The 21316-nt window shown below is 72.1% G+C and carries 18 protein-coding genes; 1 reads left to right on the top strand and 17 read right to left on the bottom strand.

Features of this window, described 5'->3' with window-relative positions; translation table 11 throughout:
• Position 1: 1 nt before the first annotated feature.
• Together C3481_RS12940 and murQ are read right to left on the bottom strand one after the other, a co-directional pair.
• Complete coding sequence (locus tag C3481_RS12940; protein WP_103842678.1) at positions 2–1537, bottom strand: PTS transporter subunit EIIC; 1536 nt, start codon at positions 1535–1537, stop codon at positions 2–4.
• 74 nt (positions 1538–1611) lie between these two features.
• Positions 1612–2517 carry an N-acetylmuramic acid 6-phosphate etherase gene (gene murQ, locus C3481_RS12935; protein WP_258039121.1) on the bottom strand — a complete coding sequence of 302 codons (906 nt, stop codon included), beginning with the start codon at positions 2515–2517 and terminating at the stop codon, positions 1612–1614.
• Positions 2518–2643: 126 nt separating this feature from the next.
• Between murQ and C3481_RS12930 the strand changes: the two genes are divergently transcribed.
• Positions 2644–3510: a MurR/RpiR family transcriptional regulator gene (locus C3481_RS12930; RefSeq protein WP_071918964.1), complete on the top strand. Its 867-nt coding sequence runs from the start codon at positions 2644–2646 to the stop codon at positions 3508–3510.
• Positions 3511–3593: 83 nt separating this feature from the next.
• Here C3481_RS12930 and C3481_RS12925 read toward each other — a convergent pair whose 3' ends face one another.
• The 15 genes from C3481_RS12925 to C3481_RS12855 all read right to left on the bottom strand — a co-directional run bounded on the left by C3481_RS12925 (position 3594) and on the right by C3481_RS12855 (position 21307).
• Positions 3594–3947, bottom strand: a complete 354-nt coding sequence (locus C3481_RS12925) for a metal-sensitive transcriptional regulator (protein ID WP_103842784.1) — start codon at positions 3945–3947, stop codon at positions 3594–3596.
• Positions 3944–5605, bottom strand: a complete 1662-nt coding sequence (locus C3481_RS12920) for an FAD-dependent oxidoreductase (RefSeq protein ID WP_103842782.1) — start codon at positions 5603–5605, stop codon at positions 3944–3946. Before C3481_RS12920 ends, C3481_RS12925 begins: the two co-directional genes overlap by 4 nt.
• Positions 5606–5954: 349 nt before the next feature.
• Positions 5955–7448, bottom strand: a complete 1494-nt coding sequence (locus C3481_RS12915) for an aldehyde dehydrogenase (NADP(+)) (protein WP_103842674.1) — start codon at positions 7446–7448, stop codon at positions 5955–5957.
• Positions 7445–8944, bottom strand: coding sequence for an FAD-dependent oxidoreductase (locus C3481_RS12910; RefSeq protein ID WP_023953746.1), 1500 nt, complete (start codon positions 8942–8944; stop codon positions 7445–7447). The genes C3481_RS12915 and C3481_RS12910 overlap by 4 nt, the downstream gene beginning before the upstream one ends.
• On the bottom strand, positions 8941–9264 hold the full coding sequence (locus C3481_RS12905; RefSeq protein ID WP_103842672.1) for a (2Fe-2S)-binding protein: 324 nt from the start codon (positions 9262–9264) through the stop codon (positions 8941–8943). The genes C3481_RS12910 and C3481_RS12905 overlap by 4 nt, the downstream gene beginning before the upstream one ends.
• On the bottom strand, positions 9261–10427 hold the full coding sequence (locus C3481_RS12900) for an FAD-binding oxidoreductase (protein WP_023953742.1): 1167 nt from the start codon (positions 10425–10427) through the stop codon (positions 9261–9263). Before C3481_RS12900 ends, C3481_RS12905 begins: the two co-directional genes overlap by 4 nt.
• Positions 10424–11134, bottom strand: coding sequence for a GntR family transcriptional regulator (locus C3481_RS12895; protein WP_023953740.1), 711 nt, complete (start codon positions 11132–11134; stop codon positions 10424–10426). The genes C3481_RS12900 and C3481_RS12895 overlap by 4 nt, the downstream gene beginning before the upstream one ends.
• Positions 11131–12111 carry an ornithine cyclodeaminase family protein gene (locus C3481_RS12890; protein ID WP_103842670.1) on the bottom strand — a complete coding sequence of 327 codons (981 nt, stop codon included), beginning with the start codon at positions 12109–12111 and terminating at the stop codon, positions 11131–11133. Before C3481_RS12890 ends, C3481_RS12895 begins: the two co-directional genes overlap by 4 nt.
• A complete protein-coding gene (locus tag C3481_RS12885) occupies positions 12108–13109 on the bottom strand; it encodes a proline racemase family protein (protein ID WP_103842668.1) in 1002 nt (333 codons plus the stop codon). Before C3481_RS12885 ends, C3481_RS12890 begins: the two co-directional genes overlap by 4 nt.
• A gap of 58 nt (positions 13110–13167) precedes the next feature.
• Positions 13168–14070 (bottom strand): dihydrodipicolinate synthase family protein, encoded by a 903-nt coding sequence (locus C3481_RS12880; protein WP_023953734.1) that lies wholly within the window; start codon positions 14068–14070, stop codon positions 13168–13170.
• On the bottom strand, positions 14067–16850 hold the full coding sequence (locus tag C3481_RS12875; RefSeq protein ID WP_258039120.1) for a glycoside hydrolase family 127 protein: 2784 nt from the start codon (positions 16848–16850) through the stop codon (positions 14067–14069). Before C3481_RS12875 ends, C3481_RS12880 begins: the two co-directional genes overlap by 4 nt.
• Positions 16817–18259 carry an aminopeptidase P family protein gene (locus C3481_RS12870; RefSeq protein ID WP_103842666.1) on the bottom strand — a complete coding sequence of 481 codons (1443 nt, stop codon included), beginning with the start codon at positions 18257–18259 and terminating at the stop codon, positions 16817–16819. The genes C3481_RS12875 and C3481_RS12870 overlap by 34 nt, the downstream gene beginning before the upstream one ends.
• Complete coding sequence (locus tag C3481_RS12865) at positions 18256–19545, bottom strand: alpha/beta fold hydrolase (protein ID WP_103842664.1); 1290 nt, start codon at positions 19543–19545, stop codon at positions 18256–18258. The genes C3481_RS12870 and C3481_RS12865 overlap by 4 nt, the downstream gene beginning before the upstream one ends.
• On the bottom strand, positions 19542–20432 hold the full coding sequence (locus C3481_RS12860; RefSeq protein ID WP_103842662.1) for an ATP-binding cassette domain-containing protein: 891 nt from the start codon (positions 20430–20432) through the stop codon (positions 19542–19544). The genes C3481_RS12865 and C3481_RS12860 overlap by 4 nt, the downstream gene beginning before the upstream one ends.
• Positions 20429–21307, bottom strand: coding sequence for an ABC transporter ATP-binding protein (locus C3481_RS12855; RefSeq protein WP_023953723.1), 879 nt, complete (start codon positions 21305–21307; stop codon positions 20429–20431). Before C3481_RS12855 ends, C3481_RS12860 begins: the two co-directional genes overlap by 4 nt.
• Positions 21308–21316 lie beyond the last annotated feature (9 nt).

Here is a 21316-nt window from a genome sequence, read left to right as displayed (position 1 = left end):
CTCAGCCGAGCCGCTCGACCATGTGCTCCTTGAACCCGAAGAACCAGGTCAGCACGAAGCCCATGATGTACGAGATCACGAGGCCGCCGACGTACCAGAGCCACGCGCCGTTCGTGATGACGGCGGTCATGAGCACGCCCGAGAGGCCGAGCGCACCGGCGCCGAATCCTCCTGTGGCCTGGATGCCGAAGGCGACGAACGCACCGCCGAAACCACCGCCGAGGCACGCCGTGATGAGGGGGTAGAACAGCGGGAGCGAGACGCCGTAGATGAGGGGTTCGCCGACCCCGAGCACACCGATCGGCAGCGCCGCGCGGATGATGTTCTTCAGCCGGGTGCTCTTGGTCTTGAGGAAGATCGCGATCGCCATGCCGACCTCGCCCGCCCCGGCCATCGCCAGAACCGGCAGCAGCTCTGTGAAGCCGTGATCGGTGATGAGCTGCGCGTGGATCGGAGTCAGACCCTGGTGGATGCCGAGCATGACCAGGGGCAGGAACAGCGACGACAGCAGGTATCCGCCGACGACGCCGCCGCGCTCGAGGGCGAAGTCGATGAGCAGCCAGTTGATGCCCTGCATGAGCAGGCCTGAGATCGGCATGATCACGAAGATGCAGATGACGGCGCCGATGAGGAGCGTCATGACCGGCACGACGAAGAGGTCGGCCCAGGCGGGAACGCGCTTGCGGATCCACTTCTCGATGACCGTGAACAGCCACGCCGTGACCATGACGCCGATGATGCCGCCGAGCGCGGGCTTGAGCTCGCCGAACAGCGGAAGGACGAGCGGCTGAGCGGGGGTGACCGTGCCGTCGGCGGCCGTCGTCGCGGCGATGCCGGCGAGCGCGGGGAGGTACGAGATCGCACCGGCGATGAGTCCGAGCACCGGGGTGCCGCCGAACTCCTTCGCCGTGTTCAGACCCACGATGAGGTTGAGCGAGGTGACGACGATCGTGCCGAGGGCGGCGAACACCAGGAACCACGGGTTGGCGGTGACACTCGGGTCGATGAGCTTCCAGATGTTTCCGATCGCCACGACGAGTCCGCAGGCGATGAACCCCGGGATGATGGGCACGAAGATGTTCGCGATGTGACGGAACAGCCCGTGCACCCGCGAGGTGTGCCGCGACTTCACCTTCTGCGTGTTCTGCTGCTGCAGCGTGCGCAGGTCGGTCGCCGCGTCGACGGGCTCGCCGCCGCCGGATGCCCGCGCTCCCGCGGCACGGCTCCCCGCCGCAGCCGCGGCGATGTCGGCGACCTCGTCCTCGGGGTCGTCGACGGGAGCCTCGGCCGGAGCATCGACGACCTCGGCGAAGGCGTCGCGCAGGCGCTGTGCGTGTCCGGGACCGACGACGACCTGCAGCTGCGGACCGTCGACGACTCCCATGACGCCGTCCAGGCGCCGCAGCGCCGCGACATCCGCTTTCGACGGGTCGTGCAGATTCAGTCGCAGCCGCGTCATGCAGTTCGTGTACGAGGCGATGTTCTGCGAGCCGCCGACGAGCGGCAGGATCTCCTCGCTGAGTTCGGGGTAATCCACGGTGATTCCTTCCGGCGGACGGGGTTCGGGTGTTGGGTGCTGGGTTCGGGGCTGGTTCGGCTTGCGGCGGCGGGTCAGCCGCGTGCGCGCACGGCCTCGCGGACGAAGCCCGCGCCCGCACTCAGCCGCTCGCGGGCGGTGGCCGCGTCGACGTCGCAGAGGATCGCGACGATCGCGGTCTTGGCGTGACCGTCAGCCTCGTCGAGCGCGCGGCGCGCGGTCGCCGTGTCGCAGTCGGTCGCGGCCTGCACGATCCGGACGGCACGGGCGACGAGCTTCTCGTTGCTCGGGCGCACGTCGACCATGAGGTTGCCGTAGACCTTGCCGAGACGCACCATAGTGGCCGTCGAGATCATGTTGAGCACGAGCTTCTGGCTCGTGCCGGCCTTGAGCCGGGTCGAGCCGGTCAGCACTTCGGGACCGTTGTCGATCTCGATCGCGACGTCGGCGTGGGCGCTGATCTCGGCGTTCGGGCTGCACGAGATCGCCACCGTCGCGGCGCCGATCCGGCGGGCCTCGTCGAGTCCGCCGATGACGTAGGGCGTGCGACCGGATGCCGCGATGCCCACGACGACGTCGCGCTCGGTGAGTCCGATGCCGGAGAGGTCGTCGGCGCCGAGCTCGCGGGAGTCCTCCGCTCCCTCGATCGCGCGGAACATCGCCTCGTGACCGCCGGCGAGCAGGCCGACGACCTGCGCGGGGTCGGTGCCGAAGGTGGGCGGGCACTCGGCCGCGTCGAGGACCCCGAGGCGGCCGCTCGTGCCGGCCCCCTGGTAGACGAGGCGTCCTCCGGCCGCGAGTGCGGCGACAGCGAGGTCGACGGCTCGGGCGATCTCGGGGATGGCCGCGGAGACTGCGCCGGCCACGCCGGCATCCTCGTCATTCATGACGCGGAGGATCTCGTCGACGGACATCGCGTCGAGCTCGCCGGTGAGCGGGTTGGGCGTCTCGGTGGCGGGGGTCGGGTGCGGGGTGGTCACGGGTGCTCCTCGTCGGGATGCTGCGCACGCCGATGGGTGCGTGGCACGTTGTTTCACACAGAGTGCTCTCGGCGGCATGTTTTGTCAAGATCTGTGGAAGACTGAACCGACTTCCCGAGGAGGCACATGGACGGCGACGTCCTCGAAGCGACCCGCGCGATCATCCCCCGCCTGCGCCCGGCTGAGGTGCAGGTGGCTCGCGCGGTGCTCGACGATCCGTCTTTCGCGGTGACCGCGACCGTCACCAGCCTCGCCGAGCGCGCGTCGGTGTCGCAGGCGTCGGTCGTGCGCTTCGCGAAGAGCCTCGGATTCGCGGGCTACCCGTCGTTCCGCGTCGAGCTCGCACAGGAGGTCTCGCGGCGAGCGATCGAGCTCGAGCGCTCGAACATCGCCGAGGGCGAGCTCAACCCCTCCGACTCGCCCGCCGAGATGGTCGCGAAGGTCGCGTTCCATGAGGCGCGCACGATCGAGCAGACCGGCCGGATGCTCGATCTCGAGGCCCTCGAGCGCATCGCCCGGGCGATCGCCGACAGCGATCGCGTCGTCACCTTCGGCGTCGGCGCGTCGGGCCTCGCCGCTGCCGACCTCGCGCAGAAGCTGCAGCGCATCGGGATCATGTGCCTGAGCTCGCACGACACGCACGTGCAGCTCGTGCACGCAGCCCTCGCCGACGCGCGCACCACCGCGATCGCGTTCTCGTTCAGCGGCGGCACGATCGACGTGCTCCGAGCCGTCGAGATCGCCTCCGACGCGGGAGCGTTCACGGTCGCGATCACAAACGACACCGCGTCGCCCCTCGCGGCCGCGGCATCCGCCACCCTGCGCACCCCGGCACGGGAGGCGACCCTGCGCGCCGCCGCGCTCGCGAGCCGGATGGCGCAGCTCGCGGTCGCCGACTTCGTCTTCATCCGGGTAGCGCAGCTGCGCTACCCCGACCTCGACGCGGCGCTCAGCGCCACCCGCGCCGCCGTCAACACCCAGCACCTGAGGTGACCTGCCCGTCGGCTCGCCAGAAAGCGCGGGTGTGGGAGCGGCGGGATCCGCACTACGTGGCGAGTCGACGGAAGAGGGTGGGATCAGGCGAGCGTCAGGAAGAGCTTCTCGAGCTCGGCGACGGTGAGGCGGCCCGGGGACGCCGAGGAGGCGGCATCCGCGCCCGTCGCTGTGTCGGCGTCCGCGATGGGCGCGGATGCCGCAGAACCCGGCTCAGCCTCGGTGATGCACTCGCGCATCGCGGTCGCAATGATGGCGAAGCCCGCCCGGTCGATCGCGCTGCTCACGGCAGCGAGCTGAGTGACGACATCGCGGCAGTCGCCGCCTCCCTCGACCGCGGCGATCACCGCGGCCAGCTGCCCCTGGGCGCGCTTCAGCCGGTTGGCGACCTTGCGCACCGCCTGCGCGTCGTGAAGGGTTCGATTCCGATCCGTCATGTCGTTGCTCCCTGCGTCGTCGAAGTTCCGGCCACCCACGTACGGTATCCGCCATCGAGGTTCCGCACGTCGTGTCCCCGCTGCGCCAGCAGTCTCGCCGCAGTGTGGCCCCGCTGACCGACCATGCAATGCACGATCACGGGCCCGCCCGGAAGCTCACCGTGGCGCTGCCGCAGCTCGTCGAGCGGGATGTTCACCGCGCCGGGAATCGAGCCGGCCGCGTGCTCGGCAGGACTCCTGACGTCGACGAGCGTCGCTCCGTCGCGCAGCGCAACATCGAGCTCATGCCACTGCAACGTCGGGGTCGTGCCGTCGGCGGTGTTCTCCGCGACGTAGCCGAGCATGTTCACCGGGTCCTTTGCCGAACCGTAGGCCGGCGCATACGCGAGCTCGAGCTGCGACAGGGCACTCGCGGTGAGCCCCGCAGCCATCGCGACCGCGAGCACATCGATGCGCTTGTCCACTCCCGCCCCGCCGACGATCTGCGCGCCGAGGATGCGGTCGGTCGCCGCGTCGACGATGAGCTTCATCGCCATCGGCTCGGCACCCGGGTAGTAGGTGGCGTGGGATGCCGGGTGCGTGTGCACGATGCGATGCGGTCGACCGGCTGCGCGCACGCGGCGCTCGTTCCAGCCGACGACGGCGACGGTGGTTCCGAGCAGGCCGATGATCGCGGTGCCGAGGGCCGGAGCGGCATCCCGGACTCCCGCTCGCGCTCGCGCTCGCGCGATGTCGTCGGCGGCAGCGCGGCCGTGCCGATTGGCCAGGCCGGCCATCGTCACGAGGAGCGGCTCACCGTCGATCTGGTCGACCTTCTCGACACCATCGCCGACCGCCCAGATCCGAGGGGCAGACGTGCGGTGCCGCCCGTCGACCCGGATGCCGCCCGTGGGCCCGATCGCGACGCCCGCACTCTGGGCGAGATCACGCTCGGGTCGCACGCCACTCGCTTCGATGACGAGGTCGGTTTCGAGCACGGCGCCGTCGCTGAGGGCGACTCCGCCTCCCTCGCCTCCGGTTACCGTGACCCCCAGCCGCAGGTCGACGCCGGCGTCACGCAGAACCTGAGTCAGCGGTGCCGCCATCTCGGGGTCGAGCGGTGACAGGAGCTGATGTCCCCTCGTCACGAGGGTCACGCGGGCGCCGCGGGCGAGGAGGTTCTCGACCGCCTCGAGCCCGATGAATCCGGCACCGACGACGACGACGCGAGGCATCGGCCCGGCGCCATCCAGCACCGCCATGACACGGTCGACGTCATCGATGCTCCGAAGCGTGTGCGTCGGCACCCCGCCGGCGGTGGGACCGGGCGTCGCCACCGCGCCGGTGGCCAGCACGAGCTCGTCGTAGCGTTCGACGGCTTCGAGGCCGGTCCGCAGATCTCGCACCGTGACCGTCCGACCTTCGGCGTCGATCGCCGTCACCTCGTGCCGCACATGGACCTCGAGTGCGAAGCGCCGCGCGAGCGCCTCCGGCGTCTGCAGCAGGAGCGATGACCGATCGGGAATCACTCCGCCCACGTGGTACGGCAACCCGCAGTTGGCGAACGACACGTGCGGACCACGTTCGTACACGGTGATCCGGCGGGATTCGTCCAGGCGGCGCAGACGCGTCGCGGCGCTCATGCCCGCCGCCACTCCCCCGATGATGATGGTTCTCATGCGACCCATAATACCCCCGGGGGTATAGTCGGTCGCGAGCTCGTCACCGACGAGCCAGGAACAAGGACGGAGAACACACACCATGTGCCGACAGGTCACCTGCAGAACGTGCGGAAAGACGACGTGGGCCGGATGCGGTCAGCCCGTCAACCAGGTCATGCGCGGGGTCCCTCAACGCGACCGGTGCGGCGGCCACGAGTCCGCACCCCGCACCGACGGCTTCTTCGCTCGCCTCTTTGGCCGCTGAGCCCGACCCGCACCCCGTCGACTCGCCACGGCAGGCGGATCGACGGGTGTTGGGATCCGCAGTTCGTGGCGAGTCGACAGGGCGCGCCCGGCGGGGGCGGGGTCAGGGGTGCAGGATGCCGTCGACGCGACGGGGGATGCCCAGGGGGTTGGCGTCCTGCAACGCGGCGGGCAGCAGCGCGTCGGGCACGTTCTGGTACGCGACCGGCCGCAGGAAGCGGGTGATCGCGGCGGTTCCGACCGACGTCGTGCCGACCGCTGTCGTCGCGGGGTACGGTCCCCCGTGCTGCTGCGCCCACGTCACGGAGACGCCGGTCGGCCACTGGTTCCACAGCACCCGTCCGGCTTTCGTCGCGAGCACCGGCAGCAGCTCGGCCGCCACCGCATCGCCCTCCTCGGCGACGATCGTCGCGGTCAGCTGCCCCTCGAGCAGCTTCGCGACCGTCACGAGCTGGGCGTCGTCGTCGTACTCGGCGACGAGAGCCGCCGGCCCGAACATCTCCGATACGAGTGCGTCGGGGTCGGCGATAACCGCGGCGGCGGTCGTCCGCAGCAGCGCCGGCGCGGGCGGCGCGTCGCCGTCCGACAAGGGCGTCCCGGCGAGCACGTCGACCCCGTCATGCCCCGCGGCGCCATCCAGCGCGCGGCGGAAGCCCGAGGCGATCGAGTCGTTGAGCAGCGGCGCGGGCTCCGGCAGCACGGTTGAGGCGAGGGCGTCGACGACGCCCGACCCCGCCGGAACAAGCAGCAGCCCGGGCTTCGTGCACAGCTGCCCCGCGCTGCCGGTGACCGAGGCGACGAACTGCTCGGCGATCTCCGCGCTGCGCCCCGCGGCGGTACCGCGCGTGACGAATGCGGGGTTCACGCTGCCGAGCTCGCCGTAGAACGGGATCGGCTCGGGCCGCGACATCGCGATGTCGAACAGTGCCCGGCCACCGGCGATCGAGCCGGTGAACGCGGCGGCACGGACCTCAGGATGCCGCAGCGCGTGCACCCCGGCATCCGTCCCGTGGATGACCGTGAAGATGCCCGCCGGCGCGCCCGCCGCAGCGAGGGCGGCCGTGACGATCTCGCCGGTGAGCTCAGACAGGTGCGGGTGCCCCGGGTGAGCCTTGAGCACCACGGCGTTCCCCGCCGCGAGCGCGCTGGCGGTGTCGCCGCCGGCGACGGAGAACGCGAACGGGAAGTTGCTCGCGGCGAAGACGAGCACCGTGCCGATGCCCTCGAGCTGACGGCGGATGTCGGGGCGCGGCGCCCCCATCGGATAGTCGGCGACCGCGTGATCGATGCGTGCATCGAGCCAGGACCCCTCGGCGAGCACATCGGCGAACAGGCGCAGCTGGAATGTCGTGCGCTTCAGTTCACCCCGCAGCCGCGCCTCGGCGAGATGCGTCTCGCGGCCGGCGAGAAGCACGAGGTCGTCGGCACGCGCATCCAGGCCCTCGGCCACCGCGCGCAGGGCCTCGCCCCGGACGGCGATCGGGGCGGCACGCCAGGCGGATGACGCGTCGGCGGCGATCCCGACGAACGCGTCGACCTCGGCGATCGGGGTGTCGGCGACGGGCGTCGCCGTGGCGGGGGAGGCGGCGGTGGTCATGAGCGTTCCTTCCGAGGAGAGAGGTCTGCGGGGTCGGGGAGGTCGGCGAGGTCGGCGAGATCTGCGACGCGGAGGGGTGTGCCGATCGGTCGACGGACGAGGGGCTCGACGTCGGCCGCCTGGCGGGGTCGCCCCGTTTCCCGTTCGACGAGGCACGAGAGTGCGAAGCCGCACACCCGCCCCTGGCACATCCCCATGCCGGGGCGCGCGGTCACGCGCACATCCCGCGCGTCGTCGGCGGCGAGGTCGGTCACCGTGTCGCGGACGGCCGAAAGCGGCACCTCCTCGCACCGGCACACGAGGGTGTCGTCGCGGAGCCACGTCGCCCATTGCTCGGGCACGGGGCTCGCCCGGTGCATCCCGACGGCGAAGCTCCGGCCGCGGGCGATCCGCCGTCGCAAGCGCCGCGCCGGGGCCGCCGCAACCGGCAGCCCCGCGTCGACGGCCGCGGCGAGGGCTGCCAACTCGCCCTCGGCGCACGACTGCACCGCGCCGCCGATGCCGGTCGCTTCGCCGGCGGCGTAGAGACCGGGCACGCTCGTGCGCTGGTCGCCGTCGACGACCGCGACGAGCGACCCGTCGACGTCGATGCGGGTCTCGGCCCCGGCACCGACCACGAGCTCGATCTGCGGGGTGAAGCCCCAGCCGAAGGCGACGAGGTCGACGTCGAGGGTGCGTTCGGTTCCCGGACGCACGCGCCCCGCGGCATCCACCCGGGCGATGGTCGCGCCGGTCACGCGCCCCTCCCCCGTGACGGACGTCACGACGGTGCGGGTGCGCAGCGGGATGCGGCCACGGACGAAGGTCGTCGCGTAGCCGACCCCCTCGATGAGCTTGCCCGGCTCCTGCAGCGCCCGCAGCGGGGTCGCGGCCCAGCGCGACAGCGCGTTCGCCTCGCAGACAGCGACGACCTCGACTCCCGCCCGCGCGAGTCCCGCGGCGACCGAGAGGAGGAACGGCCCGGTTCCGGCGACGACGGCGCGACGGCCGGCCGCGACCTGGTTCGCCTTCAGCATCGCCTGCACGCCGCCGGCGGCCATGACGCCGGGCAGCGTCCAGCCCGGCACGGGCAGCTGACGGTCGTAGGCGCCGGGCGCGAGCACCACACGCCCGGCGCGGATCGCGCGATCGACCGGCGCCGCGGCATCCGCCCCGGTCACGGCGGTCGTCCGCAGCAGGAACCCGGCGCCCGCCGCGCGGTCGATCCGCCACACCTGCCGACCGGCGCTGTGGACGACACCTCCAGCCTCGACCTGACGCCGCAGCCGATCGCGCAGCCCGCGATAGTGCTCCCAGTGGTGGTGCCCCGTGTGCTCGGGATCGGCGAAGGCGTCGAGATGCCGTTCGTCGGGATGCCGCCAGTACTGGCCGCCCGTCTGCGTGCCCGCGTCGACGAGGACGACCCGCAGCCCGGCCTCGGCAGCCGTGACGGCGGCCGAGAGACCGGCGGGGCCCGCCCCGACGACGGCGAGGTCGGCACGACTCTCGACGCTCACGATCCAGCCCCTTCCGGCGCGGCTGACGACGGCGCGGGAAGCGCGAGGGGTGCGTCCGGGTCGTCGCTTCGGACGTCCTGGCCGGGACGTGCGGGAGTGACGCAGGCGCGCTGCGAGCGCTGCCCGTCGACGCTCAGCAGGCAGTCGTAGCAGACACCGATCCCACAGAAGAGCCCGCGCGGCTCACCGCTTGCTCGCGAGGCCCGCCACGACACGACGCCGGATGCCGCGAGTGCGGCGCCCACGGTCTGGCCGGGGCGGAACGGCACCGGTGCACCGTCGAAGCGGAAGGTGTCGTCGCCCGCGATCTCCGCGCTCATGCCGCAACCCGCTCGGCGAAGCGTTCGGGCCGGAAGGCGTCGAGCGGCAGGTCGGTGGGCTCGCCGCGAAGCGCCTGCACGATGAGGGCGGCCGTGCCGACGGAGAGTCCGATGCCCGCGCCCTCGTGTCCCGCGGCATGCCAGAGCCCCGGAAGCCGGGCGTCGGGGCCGATGACCGGCAGATGATCGGGGCAGTACGGCCGGAAGCCCGAGTACGTCCGGAGGATCTGCACGTCGGCGAGCACCGGGAACAGCTCGGCGCCCGCGCGCGCGACGCGTCCGACTGCCTCGGCCGAGAACGACGTGTCGAAGCCGACGCGCTCGCGGCTCGCGCCCATGAGGATCGTGCCGCTGGGCGTTCCCTCGACGACCGACGAGACCTGGAGCCCCGCGTCCGACGACGCGACGTTCTGCACGTACTCGGCCGCGTACACCTTGTGCCGCACCGTCACCGGCACCGGCTCGGTCACCAGCACGAAGCCGCGCCGCGGCAGGACGGGCAGCTCGAGCCCGGCGAGCGCGGCGATCTCGCCCGCCCACGGCCCGGCGCAGTTGACGACGACGCCCGCGTCCATCGCGCCCGCCGAGGAGTCGATGCCGATAGCGCGACCGGCGCGGGTGCGGATGCCGGTGACCGTCACACCCGTCAGCAGCCGGGCTCCCCGGTCGCGGGCGAGCCGCAGCAGATGGTGCGCGGCGAGGACGGGCTGAACCTGAGCGTCGTCGGGGTAGTACACCCCGCCGGCCATCGCGGGGTTGAGGTATGGCTCGATGTCGTGCAGCGCCGCGATGTCGGGCACGTCGTCGGCCCGGATGCCGAGCGAGCGCTGGTGCTCGGCGAGCGCGTCGAGGGCCGCCTTGCCGCCCTCGCTCGCCGCGACGACGAGCCCGCCCTTGGCCTCGAACTCCCACCTGGACGCGTGTTCGGCCAGTTCGCCGCGCCAGATGCGCTGCGAGTGGAGCGCGAGTTCGAGCTCGGGCCCGACCTCCTTGTCGGAGACCAGGAGGTTGCCCTCGCACCGGCTCGTCGTGCCGGCAGCGATGGTCCCTCGCTCGACGACGGTCACCGAGAACCCGGCCTCGGCCGCCGCTCGGGCGACCGCGGCGCCGACGATGCCCGCACCGATGATGAGGACGTCGGGGCGCCCGGGGCGATCCGTCACGTGCCGACACCACCGTCCGCGGCATCCGAGCGTGCGGGGGCCTCGCCCGACCAGTCGGTGAGCACGTGCTCGATGTGGCGGTGGACGAGGTCACGGGCGCCCGTGGCGTCGCCCGCCTCGATCGCATCGAGCATGAGGTCGTGCTCGTGGGCCGACGCGACGAGGCGCCCCTGCTCGTGGAGGTTCGCCAGTCCGAACAATCGCGTCTGCGAGCGCAGCCCCGCGACGAGGTCGACGAGCCGGGCGTTGCCGGCGTACTGCAGCAGCGCGAGGTGGAAGTCGCTGTCGGCGGCGAGGTATTCGACCAGGTCGCCCGACTGTGCGCCCGCGACGATGTCGGCGGCCTTGCGCCGGAGGTCCGGCAGCGCCGACGCCGGGATGAGCGGGGTGGCACGCTCGACGGCGGGCGGCTCGAGCATCAGGCGCAGCTCGGTGACCTCGCGGAGGTCGCGCTCGGAGACCTCCGTGATCTGGAACCCGCGGTTGGGGATCGTGACGACGAGCCCCTCGCGGGCGAGGTCGAGCATCGCCTCGCGGATGGGCGTGGCCGAGACGCCGAACTGCTCGCCCAGGCTCGGCGCGGAGTAGACCCGTCCGGGCTGCAGCTCGCCGCTGATGACGGCGGCGCGAAGCGCGCGCGTGACCGTCGAACGGATGCTGGGCTGCTTGTCCAGCCGGACCACGTTGCGGAACTCGGGCGTGCTCATGTCGTCTCCTCCGATGCGGACCCCCGCCGCATGACCTCCATGATCCCCTGCACGACGGCGAGGTCTTCCCAGGCCATGCCGACGCCGGTGTAGACGGCGGGCGCGCCGGGGCGGCGTGACAGGCGGCCCGAGACGAGCTCGACGAGGTTCGCGGGCTCGGCGAGAGGCTCGCCGCCGCGCGTTGCGCCCGCGAGGTTGCCGCTCTCCCGCACGGCCGAGGCGCGGGCTTCGACGACGATGTCGGCCGCCCGAACCAGATCGGACCCGAGCTCACGGTGATCGAGCCCGTGAGCCCCGACGGCGGCGACGACGGCGCCCGGGGCGATGTCGTCCAGGTCGAGGACGGGCGTGCTCGACGACGTCGCCGTGACGACGACATCCGCGTCCCGGGCAGCCGCGAGCGTCGCCGTCCGCGCGTCGATACCGCGGTCGCGGAGGATCGCCACGGCGTCCTCGACCCGCTCGGGCGTGCGCCCGACGATCGTCACCTCGCCGACCGGCAGGATCGCCGCGAGCGTCGTCGCGTGCTCGACCGCCTGCGGGCCCGAGCCGAGCACCGCGAGACGGTCGATTCGCCGCCGGGCGCCGCGTGGGTCGGCGGCGAGCAGGCCGCGGACGGCGACCGCGGTGACCGCCGGCGTCCGCAGCGTCGTCAGTCGCGTGCCGTCGATGATCGCCGCGGGCTGCAGGGTCGCGCGATCGAACACCAGATACCAGGCGCTGATCTTCGGCAGCCCGAGCCGCGTGTTCCCGGGCGCGATCGTGGCCACCTTGATGCCGACGGCATCCGGTGACTCCGACGGCATCAGCAGGAAGTCGCCCGCCGACAGCGGCGCGAAGATGCGCTCGTGGTCGGCCTCGACGTCGAGTCCGGATCGCAGCGCCGCGTCGATCGCCTCGACGGCCGCGGGCGGGGTCATCGCGCGCTCGATGTCGGCCGCCGAGACGACGGGGATACCCGCCGACGCTGCGCTCACAGGACGAACCCCTCGGGGAACGGGTCGCTCGGGTCGAGCATGTACTGCGCCGTGCCGGTGACCCACGCACGGCCCGTGATCGTCGGGATCACCGCGGGGATGCCGGCGACCTCGGTCTGCTCGACGAGGCGGCCCGTGAACGCGGTGCCGATGTACGACTCGTTGACGAAGTCGGTGTGCAGCGCGAGCTCGCCCCGGGCGTGGAGCTGCGCCATGCGCGCGCTCGTGCCGGTGCCGCACGGCGACCGGTCGAACCAGCCGGGATGGATGGCCATCGCGTGCCGCGAGTGCCGAGCGGTCGACCCGGGTGCTTCGAGATAGACGTGATGGCAGCCGCGGATGGTGCCGTCGACCGGATGCACGGGGCTGTCGGCCTCGTCGACGGCGGCCATGATCGCCAGCCCGGCGCGCAGCAGGTCGTCCTTGCGGGCACGCTCGAACGGCAGCCCGAGGTCGTCGAGCCGGACGATCGCGTAGAAGTTGCCGCCGAACGCCAGGTCGTAGGGCACCCGCCCGAACCCCGGAACCTCGACCGAGCGGCCGAGCCCGACGACGAACGAGGGCACGTTGCGGATGGTCACGCGATCGGCGTGACCGTCCGACACCTCCACCTCGGCGACGACGAGCCCCGCGGGGGTGTCGAGCCGGATCGTCGTGACCGGCTCGACGACGGGCACCATGCCGGTCTCGACCAGCACGGTGGCGACCCCGATCGTGCCGTGGCCGCACATCGGCAGGCATCCCGACACCTCGATGTAGAGCACGCCGACATCGGCATCCGGCCGAGTCGGGGGCTGCAGGATCGCCCCGCTCATCGCGCTGTGACCCCGCGGCTCGTTCATGAGCAGGCGTCGCAGCCCGTCGTTCTCGACCATGAACCGCTGCCGCCGCTCCTCCATCGTGGCCCCGGGCAGGGTGCCGACGCCGCCGACGATGACACGGGTGGGCATCCCCTCGGTGTGGGAGTCCACGGCGTGGAAGACGCGCTTCGTGCGCATGAAGGAGCCTTTCGGTCGTCGGCGGCGGGGCGGGTTCAGCGGGGACGGTTGCCGCGGGTCAGCGGTAGCCCTTGCTCAGCACGGCCTCGGTGTCCGCGATGATACGCGCGGCCACCTCGTCGGGCAGGGCGAGGCGCGGCGGACGGGTCGTCGTGCTCGCGAGCACGCCCGCGACCTGCTGCGAGAGCTTGATCGCCTGGACGAACCAGGTCTTGGAGTCCCAGCGCAGCAGCGGGTGCAGGTCGCGGTAGATCTCGCGCGCCCGCACCCAGTCCTGCGGGTCGTCGGAGGTCGAGAGCGTGTAGAGCTCGACCGTCGACGCGGGGATCGCGTTGGGGTAGCCGGCGACCCAGCCCACGGCGCCGTTGAGGCCGAGCTCGAACACGACGTCGTCGGATCCGATCGAGATGTCGAGGCCCGGCGCGAGCTCGCGGATCTCGTAGGCGTGACGGACGTCGCCCGAGAACTCCTTGACCGAGACGATGAGCCCCTCGGCGAACAGCCGCGCGAGCAGGTCGGGACGCAGGTCGACCTTCGTGTCGATGGGGTTGTTGTACGCGAGGATCGGCAGGCCGACCGCAGCGACCCGGCGATAGTGGTCGACGACCTCGTCGTCGCTCGCCCGGTAGGCGTTCGGCGGCAGCAGCATGACGGCCGGAGCGCCGTTCTCGGCGGCGTGCTCGGCGAAGCGCACGCTCTCGAGAGCGCCGTAGGCTCCGACACCCGGGATGACGGCGGCGCCGGGCGCGGCCTCGACGGCGGTGAGGAAGACACGCTTGCGCTCCTCCTCGGTGAGCGTCTGATACTCGCCGAGCGAGCCGTTGGGGATGATGCCGGTCACGCCGTTCTGCGTCGTGAAGCGCACGAGCTCGGCGTAGGCGTCGTAGTCGACGGACAGGTCGTCGCGGAACGGCAGCGTGGTCGCGAGGTTGACGCCGTGCCAGGGCTTGCGGTCGGTCATGAGTCGTTCTCCGATCTGGCGATGTCAGGCGCCGGTGTCAGTGCAATTGCAATGGTATCCAATTCCGGGGCGGGCGGAAGAGTGAGTCGGTGACGCGCCTCTTCGTTGCCTGCCCGATCCGTCGCGGCGAACTCGATCACCTGCTCGCGATCCGTGAGGGCGCGGACGAAGGCTTCCTGGAACGTCGCCCAGAAGGTCCCCTCCCCCGCCCAGCGGATGCCGTCGACACCGGAGACGTCGTCGGTGGCGACGAGCGTGATCTCGACGGCGGCGCCGAGCTGTTTCACCCGCGCCTCGCTCTGCGGGGGCTGGGTGTCGATCGCGAGTTCGCGCCGCACGGTACTCGACCGCCCGTCCCCGTCGATCGCGCGCGCCTCGAGCCGCACGAGGCCCTCGCGATCGACGATGACGGGGCCGTCGGCCGTGCGCCAGGCGCCGTCGTCGATGCGCAGCTCGAGACGCAGCCGGTCGCCGGCCACGCCGGTGGCCCGCACCTCGACGGCGGGAGGGACGGTGAACCACCCCGACGCCGCCGGCGCGGGTGAGACCCCGATGTCGACGGTCGGCGGCATGGCGGCATCCGGGGTCGTGCTGAACGCCCCGACGACGTCCCGCGCGCGACGCGCGGCATCCGCGGTCACGGCCGACTCGGCGCCGATCCCGAGGCCGGCGTCGAGCCCGGCGCCGATGACGGCCCGTGCTTCCGACGCGCTCACGAGCGAGTCCGCCATGCCGCTGCGGCACACCGCGACGAGCCGGTCGAGCAGCTCGGCGTCGTCCTGCGGCGCGGGCTCGACCCACAGGTCGTCGACCAGTGTGGTGCCGTCGGCGCGCCGCCGTGCGGGCACCCCCGTCTCGACGCCGGCGAACCCGATCGTCCGGTCTGCGCCTCGCGAATACAGGTGGTACCGCTCGTCGGAGCCGTTCCAGACCGGTTCGTGGCGAAGCCCGGCGATCGAAACCGCGCCGGTCGCCGCGAGCGCCGCCGAGACATCGTCGACGTCGGCACGGGTCGCACCTCCCGGCATCCGCTGCGTGTTCCATGATCGTTCGATCGTCGTCGTCGACTCGTCGCGCGCGACGAGCACGTGCGGCCCGTAGCGCAGGCTGCGCAGTTCCGGGTCGTCGATCGTCGGCTCGGAGCGGAGCGCAGCGGGAAGCGCCAGCTCGATGCTCTCGTCGCCCTGCCAAGCACGGTCGATCGTGACGGAACCGCCCGGGCGCGCGTCGAGCTCCAACCGGCGTCCGTCGACGGCGACCTCGGCGGCACCGGCCACCCACTCGGGGATGCGCAGGTGGATCGTCAACCGCACCGGGCGGGCCTGGGTCGTCCGCACTCGGAGCGTGACGCGGTCTGCGAAGGGATGCTCCTGGTCGATGTCGACGCGGATCCCTCGCTCATCCCAGCGCAGCTCGGCGGGCGTGTAGCGGGCGACCCACAGCGCGGGCTTCGCGCCGGTCTCGCGGAACAAGATCCCGGCCTGATGACTGACGTGGTTCTCGAGCCCGGTCCCGCCGCAGCACGTGCCGACGTTGTCGTACTCGGGCAGCGCACCGGCGTGCACCGGGAACATGTACGTCACCTCGGGGCTGTCGTCGGAGTCGACCGCGCGCCGCGAGCCGAGAATCTGGTTCTGCCGCGCCCGCTCCGCGTAGTCGAGGAAGCGGGGCTGGAGCGTATGACCGAACAGCGCCTCGGCGAGCTTGACGAGGTTGTAGGTCGCGCAGGTCTCGGCGTTGCGCCGGCCGATGTCGCCCGCGACCGTGCGCGGCGGGCCCCACAGCTCGTTCTCGCCGGTGCCGCCGTGCGCGTACATGCGTCCCGGGACGATCTGGTCGAACACCCCGATCGCGGCGGCGAGGTAGCGGCGCTCGCGGGTGAGCTCGTACTCGCGCACGTAACCGACGAGCTGAGGCAGGTGCTGGTTGGCGTGCATGCCGTCGAGGATGTCGCGCCCCGACGATGCCGCGTCGAGCAGGTCTGCCTGATCGAACGCTCGCGCCGCCGCGAGGAAGCGCGGCTCGCCGGCGACGGCGCTGAGCCGCGCGAGCGTCTCGTTCATGCCGCCGAACTCGCCCGCGATGTAGAGCGACCACATGCGCTGGCGGTGGTCGTGATCGAGCTTCTCGAGGCGGCCCGCGATCCAGTGCGCCATACCCGTGACGACCTCGAGGGCCTGCTCGTTGCCGGCGAGCTCGTAGGCGTCGAGCAGGCCCGCCATGAGCTTGTGGCATGTGTAATACGGCGCCCAGATCTCGCCGTAGGGCGCGAGATGCTCGAGCCGCGCGAACTGCCACTCGCCCGAGGCGAAGAGAAGGCCCGGGTGCGAGTACCGTCTGGTGGCGGCGAGCGCCTGCTGCACCTCGGCGAGCCCGCCCACGAGCTCGTCCACGCGCGATCGCAGCTCGTCGTCGTCCTCGCCCGCAGCAGCCAGCGCGAGCATCGAGAGGAAATGGCCCGTGTAGTGTCCGCGCAGCAGATTCGCCGTCTGCGCGACCTCACGACCGGGATAGTCGTGCTCGCCCCACGACTCCTCCGCCGGATGACCGAAGCCCTCCCACGCGCCCGGCGGCACCGCCGCGCGGGTGTCGAGCCCGGCGCCGGCGCGGAAGACCGCGAGGAGCCGGTCGATCGGGTAGACCCGGGCGAGGCGCAGCATCCGGTCATGGGCGGGGGCGAACGCGCTCGTCGGCTTCACCCGAACGGACCCGTGCGGGAACGGCACGGCGCGGGGTGCGGCATCCGTCATCGCTCGTCCGCCCACTGCGCGCGCGTCCACGCCTCGACTTCGGCGGCGGAGATCGGCAGGGCCGCCGACAGCACCTCCGAGCCCGCGTCGGTGACGAGCACATCGTCTTCGAGGCGCACGCCGATGCCGCGCAACTCGGGCGGAAGGGTCAGGTCGTGGGCGTGGAAGTACAGGCCGGGCTCGACGGTCATGACGACGCCCGGCTCGAGCGCCGCACCCATGTAGTCCTCGTAGTCCGCCTGACTGCAGTCGTGCACGTCGAGCCCGAGGTGATGGCCGATCCCGCAGGCGAGGTATCGGCGGTGCTGCTGCCCCTCGGGTGACAGTGCCTCGTCGACCGAGACCGGCAGCAGCCCCCAGTCGTGCAGCCCCTGCGCGACGACCTCCATCGCGGCGAAGTGGAAGTCGAGATACGCCACGCCCGGCCGGATGCGGTCGAGTCCCGCACGGTGCGCCTTCTCGACGAGATCGTGCACCGCGCGCTGGGTCTGCGAGAACGTTCCGCTCGCGGGAACCGTGCGGGTCACATCGGCGGTGTAGAGCGACCGAGCCTCGACGCCCATGTCGAGCAGCAGCGCGGCATCCGGAACGATCGCGCCGTCGCACCGCACCCAGTGCAGGATCGGCGCGTGCGCGCCCGACCCGACGATCGTGGAGTAGCCCGGTCCGTTCCCGAACGTGCGTGCGTGGCGGTCGAACGTTCCCTGCAGCCACCGCTCGCCGAGGCCGTCGGCGATCGCCCGCGGCACCTCGGCCACGACCGCGCCGAATCCGGCGACCGTCGCGTCGACGGCCTCGCGGAGCTGGCCGATCTCCCATGCGTCCTTCACCATTCGCAGGCGGGCGAGCGCGCGTTCGAGCTCGACCGACACCTCGGCCCCCACCTCGGCGGCGAGCGCGGCTGCAGAGCGCGCGGCGGCGGCACCCCGCAGCTCGCCGTGGCGCCGGTCGAGCGCGGCGAGCGGCTCGACGGTCATGCCCAGCGCGTCGGACCACTCGGGCAGACCGGCCGAGGGGCCGACCCAGAGCTCACCGTGGTTCGCATCCGAGAAGAAGCCGGCGTCACCGGGGCGGAACGGCGGCGGCAGGTACAGCACGGCGTCATGTCCGCCGACTGTGGGCCACAGCACGACCACGGCCCCCTCGACCTGGCACGCCGTCAGCCAGACGAAGCCGCTGTCGGCGCGGAAGCCGTAGTGGGCGTCGTCGTTGCGGACGGGCGCGTGACCGGCCGCCGCGACGACCACCCGCCCGGGAAGCGCGGCGCTCAGGCGGTCGCGATGATCGGATGCCGCGGCCGCGGCGCCCGCGGGCAGCTGCGGGCGGGTCGGTACGTCGGCCCAGTCGCGCGAGACGAAATCGGTGAACGCCGGCACCTGCGCGAGCCGCGGGTACCGCGTGCCGGCGTAGGGCGGACGGGGGGTGTCGGGGGCGGTCATCGCTTCTCTCCTCCGCGGTCTCGGACCAGCTCGCGCAGTCGCGTGAACGTGCGACCCGAGCCGATGCCGTCGTGCTCGAACTCGTTCGTCACCCACGACTGGGCGTTGCCGATGCGCGACAGCGTCTCGAGCTGCAGCCCCGCATCGACGTACATGTCGTCGAAGTACACCGCCGCCGCCAGCGGCACGTCGTTAGCGGCGAGCCGGTCGAGGTCGTACAACGGCGTCCAGGAGTCGCGGGCGGCCAGCGCATGGACGGCCTCCCGGAACCCGCGAAGCAGACGCACCTCGTCGAACATCCAGGGGAAGGCCATCTCGCCCGTGAACAGCAGGGGCCGCCGGTCCTCGTCGAACTCGGGACGACGGTCGCGCTCGGCCTGCGCCGCCCACGCGGTCGGCCCGCTGCTCGGGTCGCCGTAGATCGATTCCTGCAGGGTCCAGAACAGCGGGTTGCCGGCGCTGGAGCTGAGCGACTGCACCTCGGCGAGGAACGCCTCCGACAGCCGCCCGGGCCGGGCGAACGCCTTCTCGACGAGCCAGTGCAGGCGCTCGTGGCCGGGCTTCATCCCGAGGTCGATCCCGAGCGACTGGAAGCGGCGCACGGTCAGCACGTCGCCGTCGGGGAGGGCCACGTCGCCCTCGGCGAGCCGGTCGGCGATGCGCGCGATCGCCTCGGCATCCTCGGGGAATCGCCGGTACAGCTCCGCCGTCTTCGCCGCGACCCGGTCGAAGGTGCGCGCGTAGACCTCGGCGGCCCGCGGCGGGGTGCCGGGGATGCCGCCGCAGACGTAGCAGGCGGTCAATGCCTCGGGCGCCGTCGACAGGTAGGTGAGCGTGAGGAAGCCGCCGTAGCTCTGCCCGAGTGTCGCCCACCGCCGCCCGCCGTAGAGCGTCTCGCGGACGTGCTCGAGGTCGCGGACGATCGAGTCGGCGCGGTGGAGGGACAGCAGGTCCGCGCCGGCCGCGGCGTCGAGCCCGGCCACGTCGACGGCTTCGAGGGGCGTGCTGCCCCCGGTGCCGCGCTGGTCGACGAGCACCACGCGATAATCGCGCAGGGCCTCGTCGATCCAGCCCTCGCGACGCAGCGGCCGTGGGTTCGAACCACCCGGGCCGCCCTGCAGGAACGCGAGCAGCGGCAGCTCATCGCGCGCCCGGTCGGGATCGACGAGCTCGCGCACGAGCAGCTCGATCGTCCCGGCCGCTGCTGTACCGGCGCTCCAGTCGAGCGGGACCTCGATGCGACGCTCCGCGACGCGGATGCCGGGCAGGTGGTATTCGGTCGTCATGACGCCTCCGTCTGGGTGTCGGATGCCGCGGCTGCTGCGCCGGCACGGCGAGCCTTCTCGGCGGCGCGCCGGCGGCGGTCCCACTCGGGGTTGATGCGGGGCACCGCCGCGAGCAGCGTACGGGTGTACTCGTGCTGAGGGCTCTCGAAGACGCGGTCGCGCTCCCCCGTCTCCACGATGGAACCGCGGCTCATCACGGCGATGCGGGTCGCGATCTGGCGGACGACAGCGAGGTCGTGCGCGATGAAGAGGTACGCGAAGCCCTCGTCGCGCTGCAGCGCGGTCAGCAGGTTGATCACCTGCGCCTGCACCGAGACGTCGAGCGCCGACACCGCCTCGTCGCAGATGACCATCTTCGGTCCGACCGCGAGCGCCCGGGCGATGCCGATGCGCTGTGCCTGACCTCCCGAGAACTGCGCCGGATACCGGTCGGAGTGGTCGGGGTTGAGCCCCACCCGGTCCATGAGCGACCGCGTGAACGCGCGCGCCCCGCCCGGGATCTTCCGATTCTGATACCGCAGCGGTGCCGTCACGAGTCGCTCGACGGTGTGCTTGGGGTTGAGCGACGAGTACGGGTCCTGGAAGATCACCTGGACGTCGCTGCGGAAAGCGAGGAGGTCGCGCCCCTGCAGGTGCGTGACATCCCGCCCCTCGAACTCGATCGTCCCCGCCGTGGCGTCCATGAGACGGGCGATCAGCCGCGCGGCGGTCGACTTTCCCGAGCCCGATTCGCCGACGAGGGCGAGAGTCTCGCCGCGCCGGATGTCGAGGTCGACGCCGTCGACTGCGCGGAAGCGGCTGCTACGCGAGAACATCGTCGCACCCGGGCTCGCGAACTCCTTCACGAGGCCCGTCGCACGGCACAGCGGCGCGGTCTGGTCGGTCATGCCGTCTCCTCGATTCCGTCGTCCGGCGTGATCTCGCTGTCCGGCACGATCGCGATATCGGTCGTGCGCAGCTCGCCGATCGCGTCGTCGATGCGGGGAACGGCGTCGAGCAGTCGCCGCGTGTACTCCTCCTGCGGGTCGCTGAAGACCCCTTCGACGCTGCCCCGCTCGACCATGCGACCGGCTCGCATGACGACGATCTGCTCGGTCACCTCGCTGACGACCGCGAGGTCGTGCGTGATGAGGATGAGGCCGGCGCCCGTGTCGCGGCGGATCTCGGCGAGCAGATCGAGGATCTGCGCCTGCACCGTCACGTCGAGGGCCGTGGTCGGCTCATCGGCGATGATCAGCTCGGGCTCCATGCTGAGCGCCATCGCGATCATGATGCGCTGACGCATTCCGCCCGAGAACTGGTGCGGGTAGTGGTCGACGCGCTTCGCGGCATCCCTGATGTGCACCCGCTCCATCGCCTCGATCGCGACCCGCCGGGCCTCACGGCGCGAGACGCCCGACCGGTGCGACCGGTACGCCTCGGCGATCTGCGTACCGACGGTGTAGTACGGATTGAGCGACGAGAGGGGGTCTTGGAAGATCATCGCGATCCGGTCGCCGCGAACCTGCCGCATCTCCCGGCCGGGGAGGGTCAGCAGATCCCGTCCGTCGAAGGTGACCGAGCCCGTGGCGCTGCCGCCCCGGGGCAGCAGTCCCATGATCGCGAGGCTCGTCATCGACTTGCCCGAGCCCGACTCGCCGACGATCCCGAGCGCCCCGCCGCGCGGAATCGCGAAGCTCAGGCCGTCGACGACGCGGGCGGAGCCGCCGGCGGTACGGAACTGCACCGTCAGGTCATCGACGCGCAGGAGGTCGTCCGTCATCGGCATCCT

It is taken from the genome of Microbacterium sp. Ru50 (assembly GCF_002920555.1).
Taxonomy (GTDB): domain Bacteria; phylum Actinomycetota; class Actinomycetes; order Actinomycetales; family Microbacteriaceae; genus Microbacterium; species Microbacterium arborescens.
The sequence above is the reverse complement of the archived record's forward strand: the minus strand, read 5'-3'. Positions and strand labels throughout refer to the sequence as shown.

Excerpts from the sequence above, each read along its gene's own strand:
- C3481_RS12930 (WP_071918964.1), top strand. The coding sequence starts at position 2,644 with ATGGACGGCGACGTCCTCGAAGCGACCCGCGCGATCATCCCCCGCCTG.
- C3481_RS12925 (WP_103842784.1), bottom strand. The coding sequence starts at position 3,947 with ATGACGGATCGGAATCGAACCCTTCACGACGCGCAGGCGGTGCGCAAG.
- C3481_RS12920 (WP_103842782.1), bottom strand. The coding sequence starts at position 5,605 with ATGAGAACCATCATCATCGGGGGAGTGGCGGCGGGCATGAGCGCCGCG.
- C3481_RS12915 (WP_103842674.1), bottom strand. The coding sequence starts at position 7,448 with ATGACCACCGCCGCCTCCCCCGCCACGGCGACGCCCGTCGCCGACACC.
- C3481_RS12905 (WP_103842672.1), bottom strand. The coding sequence starts at position 9,264 with ATGAGCGCGGAGATCGCGGGCGACGACACCTTCCGCTTCGACGGTGCA.
- C3481_RS12895 (WP_023953740.1), bottom strand. The coding sequence starts at position 11,134 with ATGAGCACGCCCGAGTTCCGCAACGTGGTCCGGCTGGACAAGCAGCCC.
- C3481_RS12885 (WP_103842668.1), bottom strand. The coding sequence starts at position 13,109 with ATGCGCACGAAGCGCGTCTTCCACGCCGTGGACTCCCACACCGAGGGG.
- C3481_RS12880 (WP_023953734.1), bottom strand. The coding sequence starts at position 14,070 with ATGACCGACCGCAAGCCCTGGCACGGCGTCAACCTCGCGACCACGCTG.
- C3481_RS12870 (WP_103842666.1), bottom strand. The coding sequence starts at position 18,259 with ATGACCGCCCCCGACACCCCCCGTCCGCCCTACGCCGGCACGCGGTAC.
- C3481_RS12865 (WP_103842664.1), bottom strand. The coding sequence starts at position 19,545 with ATGACGACCGAATACCACCTGCCCGGCATCCGCGTCGCGGAGCGTCGC.
- C3481_RS12860 (WP_103842662.1), bottom strand. The coding sequence starts at position 20,432 with ATGACCGACCAGACCGCGCCGCTGTGCCGTGCGACGGGCCTCGTGAAG.
- C3481_RS12855 (WP_023953723.1), bottom strand. The coding sequence starts at position 21,307 with ATGACGGACGACCTCCTGCGCGTCGATGACCTGACGGTGCAGTTCCGT.